This is a genomic window from Streptomyces sp. NPDC017979, assembly GCF_044328175.1.
In the GTDB taxonomy this organism is placed as follows: domain Bacteria; phylum Actinomycetota; class Actinomycetes; order Streptomycetales; family Streptomycetaceae; genus Streptomyces.
Window position 1 is genome coordinate 86,633 of record NZ_JBIRGU010000016.1, and the last position, 15,767, is coordinate 102,399.

Below are 15,767 nucleotides of genomic sequence, written 5' to 3' on the forward strand. Positions count from 1 at the left end.
ATCGACCCCCGGCTCGACGGCAGCACGAGGGGAGCGGTGGAGATGACGTACGAGAACAGGGACGTCGCCGGACGGCGGCTGGCGACCCGGCTCGAACACCTCAAGGGACGGGACGTGGTCGTCCTCGGCCTGCCCCGGGGCGGAGTGCCGGTCGCGGCCCGGGTCGCCCGGGCGCTCGGCGCCCCTCTGGACGTGTGCCTGGTGCGCAAGCTCGGCGTGCCGTTCCAGCCCGAGCTGGGCATGGGGGCGGTCGGCGAGGAGGGCGTGCGCGTCGTGAACGACCGGGTGGTGCGGTTGGCCGGGGTGCGCGACGACGAACTGGCCCGCGTCGAGTCCCGCGAGCGCGCCGTGCTCGCCGAGCGCGCCCGGCGCTACCGGGGCGGGCGGGCGCCCGAGCCGCTGAAGGGCCGTACGGTCGTCGTGGTCGACGACGGCGTGGCCACCGGGTCGACCGCCCGGGCCGCGTGCCGGATCGCCCGGGCGCGCGGCGCGGCCCGCGTGGTGCTCGCGGTGCCGGTCGCACCACCGGGCTGGACGGAACTCCTCGCGGACGAGGCCGACGAACTGGTCTGCCCCGACACGCCGGCCGACTTCAGCGCGGTGGGCCAGTTCTACGTGGACTTCGCGCAGACGGAGGACGACGAGGTCGTGGCGATCTTGAGCGCCGCCCGCCGCACCTCGGCGCACGGGCCCGCCCCGGCGGATCGAGAGGTACGGATCCCGGCCGGCCCCACGGACTCCGCAGGTGCCGCGGACCACTTGGCCGGACACCTCGCCCTGCCCCGCGGCGCACACGGCGTCGTGCTCTTCGCGCACGGCAGCGGCAGCAGCCGGCACAGCCCCCGCAACCGTCACGTCGCCGAAGGACTGCGCGCCCGGGGCCTGGGCACCCTGCTGTTCGACCTGCTCACCGATGCGGAGGCGGCCGACCGGGCGAACGTCTTCGACACGGACCTGCTGGCCGGACGCCTCACCGCGGCCACCGACTGGCTCCGCGCCCGGCCCGAGGCCGGCGGGCTGCGCTTCGGCTACTTCGGCGCCAGCACGGGCGCCGCCGCGGCGCTGTGGGCGGCGGCGGAGGCGGACAACGACTGCGCGGCCGTGGTGTCCCGCGGCGGACGGCCCGACCTCGCCGACGAACGCCTGCCGGCGGTGACCGCGCCCACCCTGCTCGTGGTCGGCGGCGCCGACCTGCTGGTCCTCGACCTCAACCGGCGGGCGCAGCGACGCATCGGCGGTGAGTGCGAGTTGCTGGTGGTCCCCGGCGCCGGGCACCTCTTCGAGGAGCCGGGCGCCCTGGACGCCGTCACCGCCGCGGCGGCCGACTGGTTCGCGGACCACTTCTGACGAACGTCGTACCCCGCCGTCACACCAACCGGCCGTCGCGGGCGATCACCCGGCCGGCGCGCACCACGGCGCTCGGCACCGGGCGGTCCACGACCGCCGCGGGCAGCGAGGCGGCGGCCACGAGGACGAAGTCGGCCGGGTCGCCGACGGCCAGCCGGGACGCGGGGAGCCCCAGCAGGGCGGCGCCGCCCTGTGCCACCACCTCGTAGCAGCCGGCGAGTTCGACGTCGGTGCGGGCGTCCGTGCGGTACGCGAGCAGATGCGCGCGGTTGATCATGTTGCCGTCACCGAAGGGCGACCAAGCGTCGCGCACGCCGTCCGAGCCGGCCGCGACGAGGACCCCGTGCCCGGTGAGGGCGTCGGTGGGCAGGACCGGGTCGGCGCCCAGCGCGCAGGTCGTGAGGTGCACGCCGGCTTCGGCCAGCACGTCCGCGATCTGCGCCAAGGCGTCCCCGGAGAGTTCGGCGAGGCAGAACGCGTGGCTCACGGTGACCCGGCCCTCAAGGCCCGCGGCCACCGTGCGCCGGGCGATCTCGGTTACCTGGCGCAGCCCGTCGGCACCCCCGTCGTGGAGGTGGACGTCGAGCGGGACGCCCCGGCGCACGGCGGTGTCGAAGAGCCAGCCCAACTGCCCGTCCAGGTCGCCGTCCACGCCGATCGGGTCCAGCCCGCCCAGGACGTCGGCGCCCTCGGTGAGGGACCGTTCGAGGAGTTCGGCCGTGCCGGGCCTGCTGAGCAGCCCGAGTTGGGGGAAGGCGACGACCTGGACGTCCAGGAGGTGGCGTCGGGCGTCGGCGGCCTCGCGCACCCCGTGCACCCCGGACAGGCCGTACACCGGCGCGACGTCGACGTGCGCGCGCATGGCGCGGGTGCCGTGGGCGACGGCGTTGTCCAACAGGGCGCCCGAGCGTTCGGCGACCGGGGCGGCGATGCTCGAACGGGTCCGTACGTCGCCCTCGATGAGGTCCTTGAGCGAGTGCGCGGGCTCCCGGCTCAGCCAGGGACCGCCCCAGGTCGTCTTGTCGGGGTGGATGTGCGCGTCCACGGGCGACGGCAGCGCGAGGGCGCCGTCCGCTGCCGCGGTCACACAGCCCGCGGGCAACTCGGCCGGGTCGTACGCGGCGATGCGCCCGTCGACGACGAGCAGGTCCCGGACGCGTCCGCCGTCGGTGCGGACGGCGGTGAACAACACGGGCGGCAAGGGGGTGTCCTGGGCCATGACCGCGTACTCCTCGGGTGTGTCGATGACGTCGCCCCGCGGGTGCGCGGGGCGCCGGCGCCGGGGCGGGCCGGTCCTCGTGGGTCCCGGTCCGGTGGCCTTCGCGATCATCTCAGAAGCCCGGTGCAGGTCAGAGGTGGGAGGAACGCGGGCGCGGGCGAAAGGGCCGGCCGAGTCAATCGGGATGTGTAGTATCTCGATTGTGTTGATGGGTGAAGGCGTCGAGTGGGGTCTGCACTGCTGCTTGGCCCTGGCGTGGCTCGAAGACCGGGGGCCGGTGTCGGCCGGTCGGTTGGCCGAGTTCTTCGACCTGCCGCCGGCGTACCTGAAGAAGCAACTCCAGCCGTTGGTGCGGGCGGGGATCCTCTCCTCCACGCCCGGCGCCAGGGGAGGGTACGCACTGGCCCGCCCGCCCGAGCGGATCACCCTGATGGACGTGGTGTCCGCGGTCGAGGGGCGGGAAGAGGCGTTCCGCTGCACCGAGATCCGGCAGCAGGGGGCCGGCGCCGAGGCCGCGCCGTCGGAGTTCGGGCAGCCCTGCGGCGTGGCCCGGGCGATGCGCAAGGCGGAGTTGGCGTGGCGGCGGGAGTTGTCCGCGCAGACCGTCGCCGACCTGCTGGCGGTGAGTCCGCCGGCCGCGCCGGCCCGACTGCGCCGGTTCCACCAGCGGTTGTCCGGCTGACCTGCAACCCGGCTGCCCCGTAGCGTCCGCGCACCACCCCCGCGCGGGACCCTCCCGCACGTCCGTCCCTGGAACCCCGCACGAGAAGTGATCCGCTGCGCCCGGCCGCCCGGCCGGGCCTTCTTGGAAGGTAATTCGGGATGTTAAATGTCTCGATAAAGTCGAGGCGCTCCGGCGGCCCCGGCCGAACACTGGTACTGGCGCTCGGCACGTTCGGCGTGGGCACCGACGCGTTCGTCCTGGCCGGGTTCCTCCCGGACCTGGCCGCCTCTCTGGACGTGCCGACGGCCGCCGCCGGCCAGGCGGTCACGGTCTTCGCCGTGGCGTACGCGGTGGCCTCGCCCCTGGTGGCCACGGTCACCGCCCGGGTGCCGCGCCGACTGCTCCTGGTGGCCGCGCTCGTGGCGCTGGGCCTGGCGAACGCGGCGTCGGCGCTGGCCCCGAACCTCCCCGTCCTCCTGGTGACCAGGGTCCTCGCCGCGGTCGCAGCCGCCGCCTACACCCCGACCGCAGGCGCGGTCGCCGCCCGGCTCGTACCGCAGGAACAGCGGGGCCGCGCGCTCGCCGTGGTCGTCGGAGGGCTGACGGCGGCGACCGCGCTCGGCGTCCCCCTCGGCGCCGCGCTCGGCGCCCTGCTGGGCTGGCGGGCCGCGCTCTGGCTGGTGGCGGCGGTGTGCCTGGTGACCGCGGCGGCCCTGGCCGCCCTCCTGCCGGCGCTGCCCGGCGCCGCCCCCGTACCGCTGGCCGACCGCCTCGCGGCGCTGCGCCGCCCCGGCGTCGCCACGGTCCTCGGGCTGACCGTGCTCGGGATGGCCGCCGCGTACACCGGCTACGCCTTCGTCGAGCCGGCGCTACGGGCCGTAGGCGTCACCGGCGGGGGCACCGCGTGGATGCTCGCGGCCTACGGCATCGGCGCCGTCGCCGGGAACCTGGCCGCCGGGGTCGCAGCCGACCGGGTCGGCCCGGCGAAGGTGCTGACCACCGGTTACGCCGCGATGGCCGCGACCATGACGGCGTTCGCCCTGCTGGCGGCCGCCGACATCCACTCGCTGCCGGCGGTCGCCGTGCTGGCCGCCGCGTGGGGCGCCGCCAGTTGGTGCCAGACCCCGCCCCAGCAGCACCGTCTGATCGGCGCGGCCCCCGACCAGGCCCCGCTGCTCGTCGCCCTCAACTCCTCCGCGATCTACCTCGGGATCGGCGCCGGCACCCTCGTCGGGGGCCTGACGATCCCCACCGGCGCGGGCGCGATGTTCGCCGTCGCGGCCGTGCTGGCGCTGGCCGCGCTGACCCTCACGACCCGCCCGGCTTCGCCCCGCGCCGGGCTGCGGTGAGGCGCGGCCCCTGGGACGTGCCCGGAGCGCCCTGCGACCGTCGCCCCGCCGTACGCGGTTGCGCCGCGCGGCGAGTGTGTTGCCGCGTCTGCGCGACCAGCAGGACCAGGGACCAACTCCCCGTAGGGGAAGCGCGCGGGGCCGGCCGGAGCAGCAAGGGGCGCGGTCAGGGGGTGATCGCGGTGAGGAAGACCGCCGCGCCGGTCAGACACACCATCAAGGTCGCCGCCGCCGCACGGGCCGCCGACGTGACGCATTCGGGGGCCGTGGCACCGCCCCAACGGGCGACGGCGCCGGCCGCGGCCGCCGCGACGGCCGCGGTCAACACCACCAAGGCCAGGGCGAGCAGCAGAATCGCGGTACGGGCGGGCACGGGGCCTCCTCGGCGGGTCGGGATCGGTGGGCCACCACCATCCGACGGCGTCCGACCCGGTCGGCGGGGCGGGAGATTGTTCCGGGGACAACCCCACGTTGTCCCCGGACAACCGGACGGCCGCCGGGCCGCCGGGATGCCCGTGGGAGGGTGACGGCCCGACGAAGGAGGCAGACGTGGGGGGAATGAAGCGGCCGGGGCGGCCGTGGGCACCGGCACGCGGGACGGACCGGGAGACCAACGAACTGGTGGCCATGGTCCGCGGCTGGCTGGACGGCGCCGGGATCTCGGTGCCCCAACTGCACCGCCGGCTGACGGCCGAACACTTCACCGGCGGGCTCGTGCCGGAGCTGCGGAAACTGCGGGACCAGCTCTCCGGACCGGGGCTGACGTGGGACCTCGTGGAGGCGATCGCCGACGTGTGCCTGCCGGACGAGGCGAAGGCCGCGCAGTGCCGCGGGGAGGCGCGTCGCCTGTGGGACGCGGCGCGCTCCGCCCCCACGCCCCTGCTGCCCCGGGACGCCGTCCCCGCCCGCGACCTCGTCGCGGTCCAACAGCGCACCATCGCCGCGCTGGAGGAGCTGTCCCGGGTGCGCCAGGCGTACGAGACCAGTGAACGGGCGCGCACCCAGGCGCTCCAGATGGCCATGCTCCTCTTCGGCATGCTGGGACAGGCCCAGGAGCGCGTCGCCGAGCTGACCCGCCGACTCGACGCGCTCGCGGCGACCGTGCCGCAGCCGGCGGAGCTCGCCACCACCCGCAACCAACTCGGCCGCGCCCAGGGCCAGGAGGCCGATCTGCGCGGGCAGCTCGAACGCGCCGAGGCGGAACGCGACCGCGCCCAGCGCCTCGCCGACCACGCCGCCCGCCGCATCCAGGAGTTGGAGGCACAATTGCGCGCCGGTCGCGGCGCGCCGACCCAGCCGAGCGGCACCCTCGCCCTGCCGGACGTCGCCGACGGCAGCGGCGACGAAGCGCTCGACGAGGTCGACCAGGTGTTGGAGAAGGCCCGGGAGGTGTTGGACCGCCAGCACGAGGCGGTGCAGAGCGCCGCGGACGACCTGGGGTGGCAGGGCGCGGCCACGGCCCCGGACGACGGGGCGCCGCGCGTCATCCGCGACGGACGCGTGGGGGCGGGGTTGTCCCGGACAACGCCGAACAACTCGCTCACCGCCGAAACGACCTCCGAGACCGTCAAGTTCCTGGGGTCGGCGACGCGGCGGATCTCCCGCGGGATCGACCTCGACGAGATCGTGCTCGGCCTGTGCCGGGCCACCGTGCCGACGTTCTCGGACGCGATCCTGGTCTATCTGCGCGACCCGCTGCCGGTGGGCAACGAGCGTCCCATCCGGCCGTTCGTGCTGCGGCTGCGCCGCACGGACCGGCGGCGCGCCGCGGAGGGGAAGACCGGGTCCGTCGGGACGGACCTGCTCCCCTACGTCGAGCAGCAGGCGGACGAGTTCGTCCCCCTGATCGAGCAGTGCGAGGTCCGTTCCGGCGGCGCGCTCTCCGAGGTGCTGCGCGGGGTGCGGCCGGTCTTCGGCGACTCCGCCGCGGCCCGAGCCGCGCTGCCGGACCTGCTGGGTGTGGGGCCGGCCGTGCGCAACGGGCACCACGTGATCCTGGCGCCGCTGCGCGGGCGGCGCCGGGTGATCGGTGCTGCCGTCTTCCTGCGCCGCCCCGACCGGCCGGCCTTCGAGCCGAACGACCTGCTCGTGGCGGCCCAACTCGCCACGCACACGGCGCTGGGCATCGACAAGGCGGTGCTGTACGGACGGGAGGTGTACGTCGCGGACGAGCTCCAGCGCACGATGCTGCCGGACTCCCTGCCGCAGCCGACCGGGGTCAAGCTGGCCTCGCGCTATCTGCCGGCTGCGGAGACCGCGCGGGTCGGCGGCGACTGGTACGACGCGATCCCGCTGCCCGGCAGCCGCGTCGCCCTCGTCGTCGGCGACGTCATGGGCCACTCCATGGCCTCCGCCGCGATCATGGGGCAACTCCGCACCACGGCGCAGACCCTCGCGGGTCTGGACCTGCCGCCGCAGGAGGTCCTGCACCGCCTGGACGAGCAGGCCCAGCGGCTGGGCACGGACCGGATGGCCACCTGCATGTACGCGGTGTACGACCCGGTCTCGCACCGGATCACCATCGCCAACGCCGGCCACCCGCCGCCCGTCCTGCTCCACCTCGGCGGCCGGGCCGAAGTCCTGCGCGTACCGCCCGGCGCCCCCATCGGCGTCGGCGGCGTGGACTTCGAAGCCGTCGAACTCGACGCACCCGCCGGCGCCACCCTGCTGCTCTACACCGACGGGCTCGTCGAATCCCGGCTGCGGGACGTGTGGACCGGCATCGAGCAGTTGCGGAAGGTGCTGCAAGTCCTCGGCCGGCTGTGCGGCCCCGACCAGGCGCCGCCGCTGGAAGCGCTCTGCGACACCGTCCTCGACGAACTCCTCGGCGCCGGCGACCGGGACGACGACGTCGCGCTCCTCGGGGCCCACTTCGAGGCGTGAACGGGCTCCGCACCGTCGCCCGGCCATTCGATACGATCGCGCCACCGTGGCGGAAAAGGCCCAGGCGGGCCCGTGGGAAAGGGGTGGCCGTGCGAGCCGAGCAGTGGAGCGGGGTCGTCACCCACCACGGGGAAGGCCCGGGCTGGGACCCGTACGCCGGGCGGTTGCGGGCCGTCGACCAACTCGCCGGGGACCTCGTGACCTTCACCGACGACGGCGGCGTGGCCGAGCGGCGGCACGTCGGGGACGTCCTCGCGGCCTGGCGGCCGCGGAGCGCCGGCGGGCTCGTCGTCGCGGTCGAGCGCGGCTTCGCCGTCCTCGCGCCGGACGGCACCGCCACGACCGGCCCCGAACTGTGGCGTGACCCCACGGTCCGGATGAACGACGGCGCCTGTGGTCCCGACGGCGCGTTCTACTGCGGGAGCATGGGCTACGACGCCCGGCCCGGCGCGGCCGACGTGCACCGGCTCGCGCCCGACGGGACCACCTCCGTCGTCCACCGCGGCGTCACCATCTCCAACGGCCTCGCCTGGGCGGCCGACGGCACCTTCGCGTACTACGTGGACACCGCCGACGGCTGCGTCGCCAAGGTCACCGTGGAACCGTCGACGGGACGCTTCGACGCCGTGGAGCCGTGGGTCACGGTCGACGCGCACGACGGCGCCCCCGACGGCATCGCGCTCGATGCCGAAGGGGGCGTGTGGGTCGCGCTCTGGGGCGGCTCGGCCGTGCACCGCTACGCCGCGGACGGCGCCCTGGACGCCGTCGTTGAGGTGAACGCCCGCCAGGTCACCGCCTGCGCCTTCGGCGGCTCCGACGGCGGGACCCTGTACGTCACCACGTCCCGCCAGGGGCTCGCCGACGACGAAGACCCGGCGGCGGGCGCCGTGTTCGCCGTGCGCCCGGGCGTCGAAGGGGCGCCGCTCTTGCCGTACGCGGGCTGACGGGGCCGGGGCTCAGGCGTCGACGAGGCGGTTGCGGTGCCGCCCCAGGCCCTCGATCTCCAGCTCCATCACGTCACCCGCGCGCAGATAGGGGAACCGGCCCGAGAGCGCGACGCCCTGCGGGGTGCCGGTGTTCACCAGGTCGCCCGGGTCCAGGGCCACGTACTGCGACAGATGGCGCACGATCTCGGCCACCGTGAAGATCATGTCCGCGGAGGTGGAGTCCTGACGCGGCTCCCCGTTGACCCACGACCGCAGCCGCAACTGCTGCGGGTCGCCGACCTCGTCCGCCGTGACCAGCCACGGGCCGAGCGGATTGAACGTGGGGGAGATCTTCCCCTTGGACCACTGGCCGCCCGCCGCGCCGAGCTGCACCGCCCGCTCCGACACGTCGTTGCTCAGGACGTAGCCGGCGACGTACGCGAGGGGGTCGTCGTCCGGGGTCAGCCGGTGCGCCCGGCGCCCGATCACCACCCCCAACTCGACCTCCCAGTCCGTCTGCTCGTAGCCCGCCGGGATCACGACGTCGTCCTCCGGCCCGGCCAGCGAGTTCGGCCCCTTGTAGAAGAGGATCGGCTCGGCCGGCGGCTCGGCGCCCGACTCGGCGGCGTGCGCCGCGTAGTTCTGGCCGATGCACAGCACCGCCCCGGGGCGGGCGATCGGCGGCGCCACCCGCACCCCGGCCACGTCGATCGAGGGCAGGGCGCCGGCCCGGTGCGCCGCCGCCACCCGGGCGGGGCCGTCCGCGGCGAAGAACTCGGGGGTCAGGTCGTCGGTCAGCGCGGACAGGTCGTAGTGCCCGCCGTCCGCGTCGCGCAGGACCGGACGCTCGCTGCCGGCCGCGCCGACACGCATCAATCGCATGGTGTTCCGTTCGTTCCACTCGTGGATGGGACAGGGAGGGGGAGGGGCCGATCACTCGACCCGGGTCAGCGCCTGCGGGCCGACCGCGTGCAGCAGGGGCCGCCCGCCGAAGAAGCGCTCGACCTCGGCCACGGTGCTGTCGCCGAGCGCCCACCGGCCCTGGACCGTGGCCGCCGCCTGGTGCGGGGTGAGCAGGACGTTCGGCAGGCTCCGCCACGGGTGCTCCAGCGGCAGCGGCTCTTGGTCGAACACGTCGAGCGCCGCGTCCAACCGCCCGCTGCGCACCTCGGCGAGGAGCGCCGACTCGTCGACCAGCCAGGAGCGGGCCGTGTTCACCAGCCCCGCGCCGTCGGGCATCAGGGCCAGCTCGCGGGCGCCCAGCAGATGCCGGGTCTCCGGTAGCGCCGGGGCGTGCACCGCGACGATCCGACTGGTGCGCACCACCTCGTCCAGCGGTGCCACGGCCACGCCCAGCCGGTCGGCCTCGTCCTGCGTGAGGTACGGGTCGTACACCGACACCCGCGCGCCCAGGGCCCGCACCAGCGTCACGTACGCCCGGCCGGTCCGGGACGCACCGATCACGCCGATCCGGCAGCCGCGGATCTCGTGCCGCGGCGGGGCCTCGCTCGCCGCCGCCCACTCCGCTCCGCTGCGCAGGGCGTGGTCGAAGCGGTGCACCCGGTGCAGCAGGCTCAGGGTGAAGGTGAGCGCGACCTCGGCGACCGGCGGACCCATCGCCGCCCCCGCCTGGGTGACCTGCACGCCCCGGTCGAAGACGTCCCGGGTGACGAACCGGCTGACCGCGCCGCCGGTGTGGGCGACCAGGCCCAACGCGTCGGCCCCGGCCAGCAGTTCGGCGTCCAGGACGGGGGCGCCCCACGCCGTCACCAACACCCGGGCGCCGCTCAGCGCGGCAGCCACGGCCGCACGGTCGCCGTGCGCGTCGACCACGGTGACGTCGGCGAGCGAGGTCAGCCGGCGCCAGGCGTCCTCGGTGAAGAACTCCGCCCGCAGCCGCGGCGGCACCGCGACCACGACCCGCCGCAACGCACCCGGCACCGGCCCGTCAGCGGAGCCAGTCATCGAGGTGCTCCCGCACGAAGTCGTCGTCGGTCAGCCAGGGGTACGCGGCGCCGACCCGCGCGATCTCCTCGGCCTGGCCGGGCGAGAGCCGCTCGTCCGGGTTCAGGCACCAGGTCCCCGCCAGCAGCCCTTGGGCCCGCAGCACCTCGTGGACGCCGGCGATGCAGCCGCGGAAGGCGTTGGCGACGTCGAACACGGCCGCGTTCGCCTCGCTGAGTTGGGGCGCGCGGCGCAGCAGGTCCGTGGTGAGGGCGTGGTCACCGGCGCGCGCGGCGCGCACCTCGTCGAAGAGGTCCACCGCGGCCCGGGTCCACACCGCCCACTGGCCCAGCAGCCCGCCGGCGAACCAGCGCAGCCCGCGCGCGGTGCGGTAGGGGGTGAGCAGGTCCTGGATGATGGCGTCGTCGTTGCCGGTGTAGAGCGCGACCTCCTCCGCCCGGTCGGACGCGGCGACGGCCGCGATGACCTCGGCGGTGCGGTAGCGGTCGAAGGGCGCCGTCTTGATGGCGACGACGGAGGGGATGTCGGCGAGCGCCCGCCAGTAGTCGGGGGACAGGTGGCGGCCCCCGACGGCGTCCTGGAGGTAGAAGCCGATCACCGGCAGCACCTCGCCGACCGCGCGGGTGCGCTCCAGCAGCCCGGCCTCGTCGGCGCCGGGGACGGCCGGGCTCAACAGCACGGCGTCGTAGCCGAGGGACGCGGCGAGTTCGGCCTCCGCGACGGCCTGCGCGGTGTAGCCGCAGGCGCCGGCGACCTTGACGACCGGGCGGCCGCCGGACGCCGCTGCGCCGGTGCGGATCTCCTCGGCGGCCAACTCCAGCACCGGGCGCAGCAGCCCGACGGCGGGTTCGCGGATCTCGAACTGGGTGGTGTGCACGCCGACCGCGATGCCGCCGGCGCCCGAGGCGAGGTAGTAGCGGGTCAGGGCGCGCTGCCGGCGCTCGTCGAGGCGGCGTTCGGCGTCCAGCGCCAGCGGGTGGGCGGGGACGACCGTGCCGGCGGCGAGCACGTCGAGCGGGTCGAGCGGGTCGACGGCGGCGGACGCGGTGGAGGGGGTGGACGTGGGGGTGGACACGGTGCGTCAGAACCTTCCGTCGCGGACCTGGAACTTGGTGGGCTTGCCGGAGAGCGGATGGCCGCGCCTGATCCACTCCGCCTGCCAGGACACCAGGGTCCGCAGCGACAGGGCGGGATAGCCGAACAGGGCGTGGCACAGGGACGAGTCGGACAGCAGCGCGGTGCCGGACTCCTCGCCCGCGAACTGCGCCGGCCGGTCGAACTCGGCGGCGAAGAGCTGGGCCAGCCGGCGTACGGACGCGGTCTCGGGGCCGCTCAGGTTCAGCGTGAAGGGGGCCTCCCCGCCGGACGCGTGGGCGAGCGCGCGGAGCGCGACCTCGTTGGCGTACCCCTGCCACACCGCGTTGAGGTGCCCGGTCCTCAGGTCGACGGGGGTGCCCGAGTGCACCGCGGTCGCGATGTCCGCGAGGACGCCGTACCGCAGGTCGACGGCGTAGTTGAGACGGATCACCGCGAGCCGCAGCCCGTGCTCGGCCGCGTGGTAGCCGAATACCCGCTCCCGGCCGAGGCAGGACATCGCGTACTCGCCGACCGGCGCGACCGCGTCCTCCTCGGTGCTGCCGGCGGACGCCGTGGACACCAACGGGTAGACGTTGCCGGTGGAGAACGCGGAGATCCGGGCGGTGCGGTAGCGGCGGGCGACCCGGTCCGGCAGGGCCGAGTTCACCGCCCACGCGTGCGTCGGATTGCCGGCCGAACCGAACTTCGCGCCGACCATGAAGACCACGTTGCCCGCGTCCGGCAGGGTCGCCGGGTCGCCGTCGAGGAGGTCGAAGGGGACGGGCGCGACCCCGTCGGCGGCCAGCCGGTCGGCGGCCGCGCGGTCCGTCCAGCGGGAGACCGCGTGCACGGTCAGGTCGGTGCGTCCGGCCGCGTCCAGGGCGCGCCGGGCCAGCCGGGCGAGGCTCGGCCCCATCTTGCCGCCCGCGCCGAGGATCACCAGGTCCCCGTCGAGGTCGGCGAGGTCGGCGACGAGCCCCGGGGACGGGGTGGCGAGCAGCGCTTCGAGGGCGTCCTCACCGTCCGGGAACACCGCGGGGGCGGACGGCGGGGCGTGCATGGGCGAGGTTGGCATGGGCGTCATCCCTTGACTGCGGAGCCGGTGATGCCTTCGGTGAAGTACCGCTGGCCCACGAGGTAGGCGCTGAAGATCGGCACGAACGCGACGACGGAACCGGCGAGGACCTGGTTGAGCGGCACCTGTTGCTGTTGGAGCGAGGCGATGCCGACGGTGAGCGTGCGCATCTCCGTGCTCTGACCGATGACCAGCGGCCACATGAAGTCGTTCCAGTGCCACAGGAAGACGAAGGTGCCGAGCGTGGCGAGGATCGGTTTGAGCAGCGGCAGCACGATGCGGAAGAAGATCTGGAGTTCGTTCGCGCCGTCCAGCCGCGCCGCTTCGAAGAGTTCGTCGGGCAGTCCGAGGATGAACTGCCGCATCAGGAACACCGCTTGGGCGTTGGCGAGGGTGGGGACGATCAGACCCCAGTAGCTGTCCACCCCGCCGAGCTTCGCGATGAGGATGAAGGTCGGGATCATCGTGACGTGGTACGGGACCATCACCATCGACAGGAACGACCAGAACATGGCCTCCCGGCCGGGGAAGCGCTTCTTCGCGAAGGCGTAGCCGGCGAGCGCGGCCAGCAGCAGCGTGCCCACCACGGACACCAGCGAGTACACGAGGGTGTTGAACAGCCAGCGCGGCACGTCCTGCGAGCCGAGGACGTCGCCGTAACTGCCGCCGTCCAGCGGCCACGGCAACAGGCTGCCGGGCAGGTCGACCGCGCCCTCCGGCTTCAGCGACAGCACGACCATCGCGTAGAACGGGAAGAGGGTGACGATCGACGCCAGCGCGAGCAGCACGCCGCGCACCAGTTTGCCGCGGGTGCGCATGCGCAGCGCGTTCGGCAGAGTGTCCCGCTCCCGCGGCTCCCGCCGGCGCCGGGGGGCGGTCGTCGTCGGGTCCGCCTTCGTCGGGGCGGGCGCCGCGCCGGTGGGACGGGGCCCGGCGGTCACGGTGGTCTCGGTGTTGGTGTCGCTCACGGTCACTGCTCCTTTCCGATGACCAGCCGCTGGATCCCGGCCACCACGAGCGTGAGGACGAACAGGACGCAGCCGATGGCGCTGGCGTAGCCGAGGTCGAAGTACTTGAAGCCGGCGTCGTACAACTGGAAGACCAGGCTGTAGCTGGAGTTCGCGGGACCGCCGCCGGTCATCATGTAGACGGCGTCGAAGACCTGGAAGCTGGCGGTGGTCTCGATCACGGCCAGGAAGAAGAACGAGCCCTTCAACTGCGGCGCCACGATGTACCGGAAGCGCTGCCAGGGCCCCGCGCCGTCCATCAGCGCGGCTTCCTCCAACTCCCGCGGCACCTCCTGGAGCCGGGCGAGCAGGATCAGCATGCCGTAGCCGCAGCGCGACCAGACGCCGACGAGCGCGATCGCGGGCAGCACCAGCGCGGAGTCGGTGAGCCACGACTGGTCGGGCAGGCCGAGCCAGCCCATCACCGTGGACCACGGCCCGTCGGTGGAGAAGATCCAGATGAACACCGTGGACGCCAGGATCAGGCTGGTGACCACGGGCAGGAAGAACACCGAGCGGAACAGCTTGGAGCCCAGGAAGGCGCGGCGGGTGAGCAGCGCGAGGCCCAGGGAGAGGGCGATGGTGACCGGCACCGCCATCACGGTGTACAGCACGGTCACCTTCAGGGCCGACCAGAACACCGGGTCGTCCATCAGGCGCTGGAAGTTCTCCAGACCGGTGAAGCTGGTCTCGGCGCCGAGGGTGTAGTCGGTGAAGCCGAGAAGGAGGCCCGCCGCCGCGGGCCCGAAGCGGAAGGCGAGGAAGACCAGGAGCGCGGGCAGGACGAACAGCAGCCCGATCCTCGCCTCCCGTCGGGCGTGCGGCCCGCGGCGGACCTTGGTCGTGCGGGGTCGTTCCGCGACTGCGGCCACGGGACCTCCTTCGTACGGCGGTGCGATGGGACAGGGGTGAAAGGGACGGTCAGGACGGGGGCGTCACGGCACTGCGCCGGCGCCGGTCAGCGCTTGCGGGCGATGAGCTGGTCCGCCGCCTTCGCCGCCGCGTCGAGGGCGGCCTGCGGGCTCTTCTGACCCAGCAGCGCGCCCTGGATCTCCGGGGCGAGCACGCCCATCACGTCCCGCGCGGCCTTGTTCAGCGGCCCGACCTCGGTGGTGTCCAGCACCTTCGCGGTCTCCTGCGCCTGTGCGTCGGACGGGTACAGGTCGGCGGCGGCGGTGCGCGGCGGGAAGTAGCCCATCGGCTTCTGGAGCCCCGCGCTGTTCTTCTCCTGGGAAACGAAGGAGACCCACTTGCCGGCGGCGGAGGTGTTGCCGCCCTTGAAGACGGCGAGGGTGCCCACCGTGCCGTACGCGACCTGGGCGTCGGCCTTCAGCGCCGGACGCACCACGATGTTCTCCTTGCCCCAGAAGGGCTCGACCTCCGCGGCGGAGTTCTGCCAGGTGCAGGCCACCTTGTTCTTCGCCAGGTCGGTCTGCTCCATCTTCGGCGTGGTGGTGACCAGGTCCTTGGGCGCCCAGCCCGCGTCGATGAAGGTCTTCAGCCAGGTCAGCGCCTTGACGCCGGCGTCGCTGTTGAAGGCGGCCTTCTTGCCGTCCGTGCTGAACACGTCACCGCCGGCCTGCCACAGCAGCGGGTAGAAGGTCATGTTCAGCGTGGCGGTGGTGTCGCCGCTGTAGCTGGTGGCGTAGTACCCCTTGGCCTTGAGCTGCGGTGCGAGCGCGCTCAGCTCCTCCCAGGTCGTCGGGTACTTGTCCGCCAGCCCCGCGCCCTCGAACACCTTCTTGTTGCAGAGCAGCGGATACGCCGACATCAGCACCGGCGTGGCCATCGGGGTGTCGTCGACGGTGACCGCCTTCAGCGCCGCCGGGCGCAGCGCGTCGCGGTCCGCCTTCGACAGGTAGTCGTTCGCCGGGACCAGGTTGCGCTGGTAGGCGGCGAGCTGGTCCGGGATCAGATACGCCACGTCCGGGCCCTTGTTGGCGGCCAGCGCGGTGGCGAGGGCGGTGTCCCGGTTCGCCCACGGGTAGGTGGACACCTTCACCTTGATGTCCGGGTTCTCCTTCTGGAACGCCTTCACCATGCCGTCCCAGTACGCCTGGTTGGCCTTCTCGTCGGCGATGACCGGATAGACCCAGGTGTTGACGGTGCCGCCGCCCGAGCCGGAGTCGCCGGAGCCGCAGGCGGTGAGCCCGACGACGGTGGCGAGGGCGAAGGAGGTGCACGCCAGCGTTCTGCTGATTCTCATGGTGTTCGATCTCCTGGTGAGGGTGTCTGGGAAAGTCAGCGGTGCGGCG

13 protein-coding genes and 1 pseudogene are annotated in these 15,767 nt (G+C 74.1%); 5 read left to right on the forward strand and 9 right to left on the reverse strand.

All coding sequences use genetic code 11. The annotated features are described in order from the left end of the window. The first annotated feature begins 42 nt into the window (after positions 1–42). The gene (locus ACH4E8_RS30875) at positions 43–1,347 is read left to right on the forward strand and encodes a phosphoribosyltransferase family protein (protein WP_398454557.1); all 1,305 of its coding nucleotides are present in this window, start codon (positions 43–45) and stop codon (positions 1,345–1,347) included. 19 nt (positions 1,348–1,366) lie between these two features. Here ACH4E8_RS30875 and ACH4E8_RS30880 read toward each other — a convergent pair whose 3' ends face one another. Further along, positions 1,367–2,566, reverse strand: a complete 1,200-nt coding sequence (locus ACH4E8_RS30880; protein ID WP_398454560.1) for an amidohydrolase — start codon at positions 2,564–2,566, stop codon at positions 1,367–1,369. A 208-nt stretch (positions 2,567–2,774) separates the two neighbouring features. On the opposite strand from ACH4E8_RS30880, the gene ACH4E8_RS30885 reads away from it, so the two are divergent. Then, the gene (locus ACH4E8_RS30885; RefSeq protein WP_398454563.1) at positions 2,775–3,248 is read left to right on the forward strand and encodes an RrF2 family transcriptional regulator; all 474 of its coding nucleotides are present in this window, start codon (positions 2,775–2,777) and stop codon (positions 3,246–3,248) included. A gap of 140 nt (positions 3,249–3,388) precedes the next feature. Then, complete coding sequence (locus tag ACH4E8_RS30890; protein WP_398454566.1) at positions 3,389–4,579, forward strand: MFS transporter; 1,191 nt, start codon at positions 3,389–3,391, stop codon at positions 4,577–4,579. A 166-nt stretch (positions 4,580–4,745) separates the two neighbouring features. On the opposite strand, the gene ACH4E8_RS30895 is transcribed toward ACH4E8_RS30890, so the two are convergent. After that, positions 4,746–4,952, reverse strand: coding sequence for a hypothetical protein (locus tag ACH4E8_RS30895; RefSeq protein WP_398454569.1), 207 nt, complete (start codon positions 4,950–4,952; stop codon positions 4,746–4,748). A gap of 185 nt (positions 4,953–5,137) precedes the next feature. Between ACH4E8_RS30895 and ACH4E8_RS30900 the strand changes: the two are divergent. Further along, positions 5,138–7,456 (forward strand): annotated as a pseudogene (locus ACH4E8_RS30900) (SpoIIE family protein phosphatase); the annotation flags it as partial. Positions 7,457–7,551: 95 nt separating this feature from the next. Beyond that, a complete protein-coding gene (locus ACH4E8_RS30905) occupies positions 7,552–8,406 on the forward strand; it encodes an SMP-30/gluconolactonase/LRE family protein (RefSeq protein WP_398454572.1) in 855 nt (284 codons plus the stop codon). Between the two features lie 12 nt (positions 8,407–8,418). Here ACH4E8_RS30905 and ACH4E8_RS30910 read toward each other — a convergent pair whose 3' ends face one another. From ACH4E8_RS30910 to ACH4E8_RS30940, 7 genes are all read right to left on the reverse strand, one after another. Then, entirely contained in the window at positions 8,419–9,270 is an 852-nt protein-coding gene (locus ACH4E8_RS30910; protein WP_398454575.1) for a fumarylacetoacetate hydrolase family protein, read from the reverse strand. Between the two features lie 51 nt (positions 9,271–9,321). Beyond that, the gene (locus tag ACH4E8_RS30915; protein ID WP_398454578.1) at positions 9,322–10,353 is read right to left on the reverse strand and encodes a hydroxyacid dehydrogenase; all 1,032 of its coding nucleotides are present in this window, start codon (positions 10,351–10,353) and stop codon (positions 9,322–9,324) included. Then, positions 10,337–11,428: a dihydrodipicolinate synthase family protein gene (locus ACH4E8_RS30920; protein WP_398454580.1), complete on the reverse strand. Its 1,092-nt coding sequence runs from the start codon at positions 11,426–11,428 to the stop codon at positions 10,337–10,339. The genes ACH4E8_RS30915 and ACH4E8_RS30920 overlap by 17 nt, the downstream gene beginning before the upstream one ends. Before the next feature lie 6 nt (positions 11,429–11,434). Beyond that, positions 11,435–12,505, reverse strand: a complete 1,071-nt coding sequence (locus ACH4E8_RS30925) for an NAD-dependent epimerase/dehydratase family protein (RefSeq protein WP_398454582.1) — start codon at positions 12,503–12,505, stop codon at positions 11,435–11,437. A gap of 5 nt (positions 12,506–12,510) precedes the next feature. Further along, positions 12,511–13,473, reverse strand: a complete 963-nt coding sequence (locus ACH4E8_RS30930; protein WP_398454584.1) for a carbohydrate ABC transporter permease — start codon at positions 13,471–13,473, stop codon at positions 12,511–12,513. Positions 13,474–13,475: 2 nt separating this feature from the next. Continuing rightward, entirely contained in the window at positions 13,476–14,384 is a 909-nt protein-coding gene (locus ACH4E8_RS30935; protein WP_361538203.1) for a sugar ABC transporter permease, read from the reverse strand. 86 nt (positions 14,385–14,470) lie between these two features. Continuing rightward, on the reverse strand, positions 14,471–15,718 hold the full coding sequence (locus ACH4E8_RS30940; protein ID WP_398454586.1) for an extracellular solute-binding protein: 1,248 nt from the start codon (positions 15,716–15,718) through the stop codon (positions 14,471–14,473). Between the last annotated feature and the right edge of the window lie 49 nt (positions 15,719–15,767).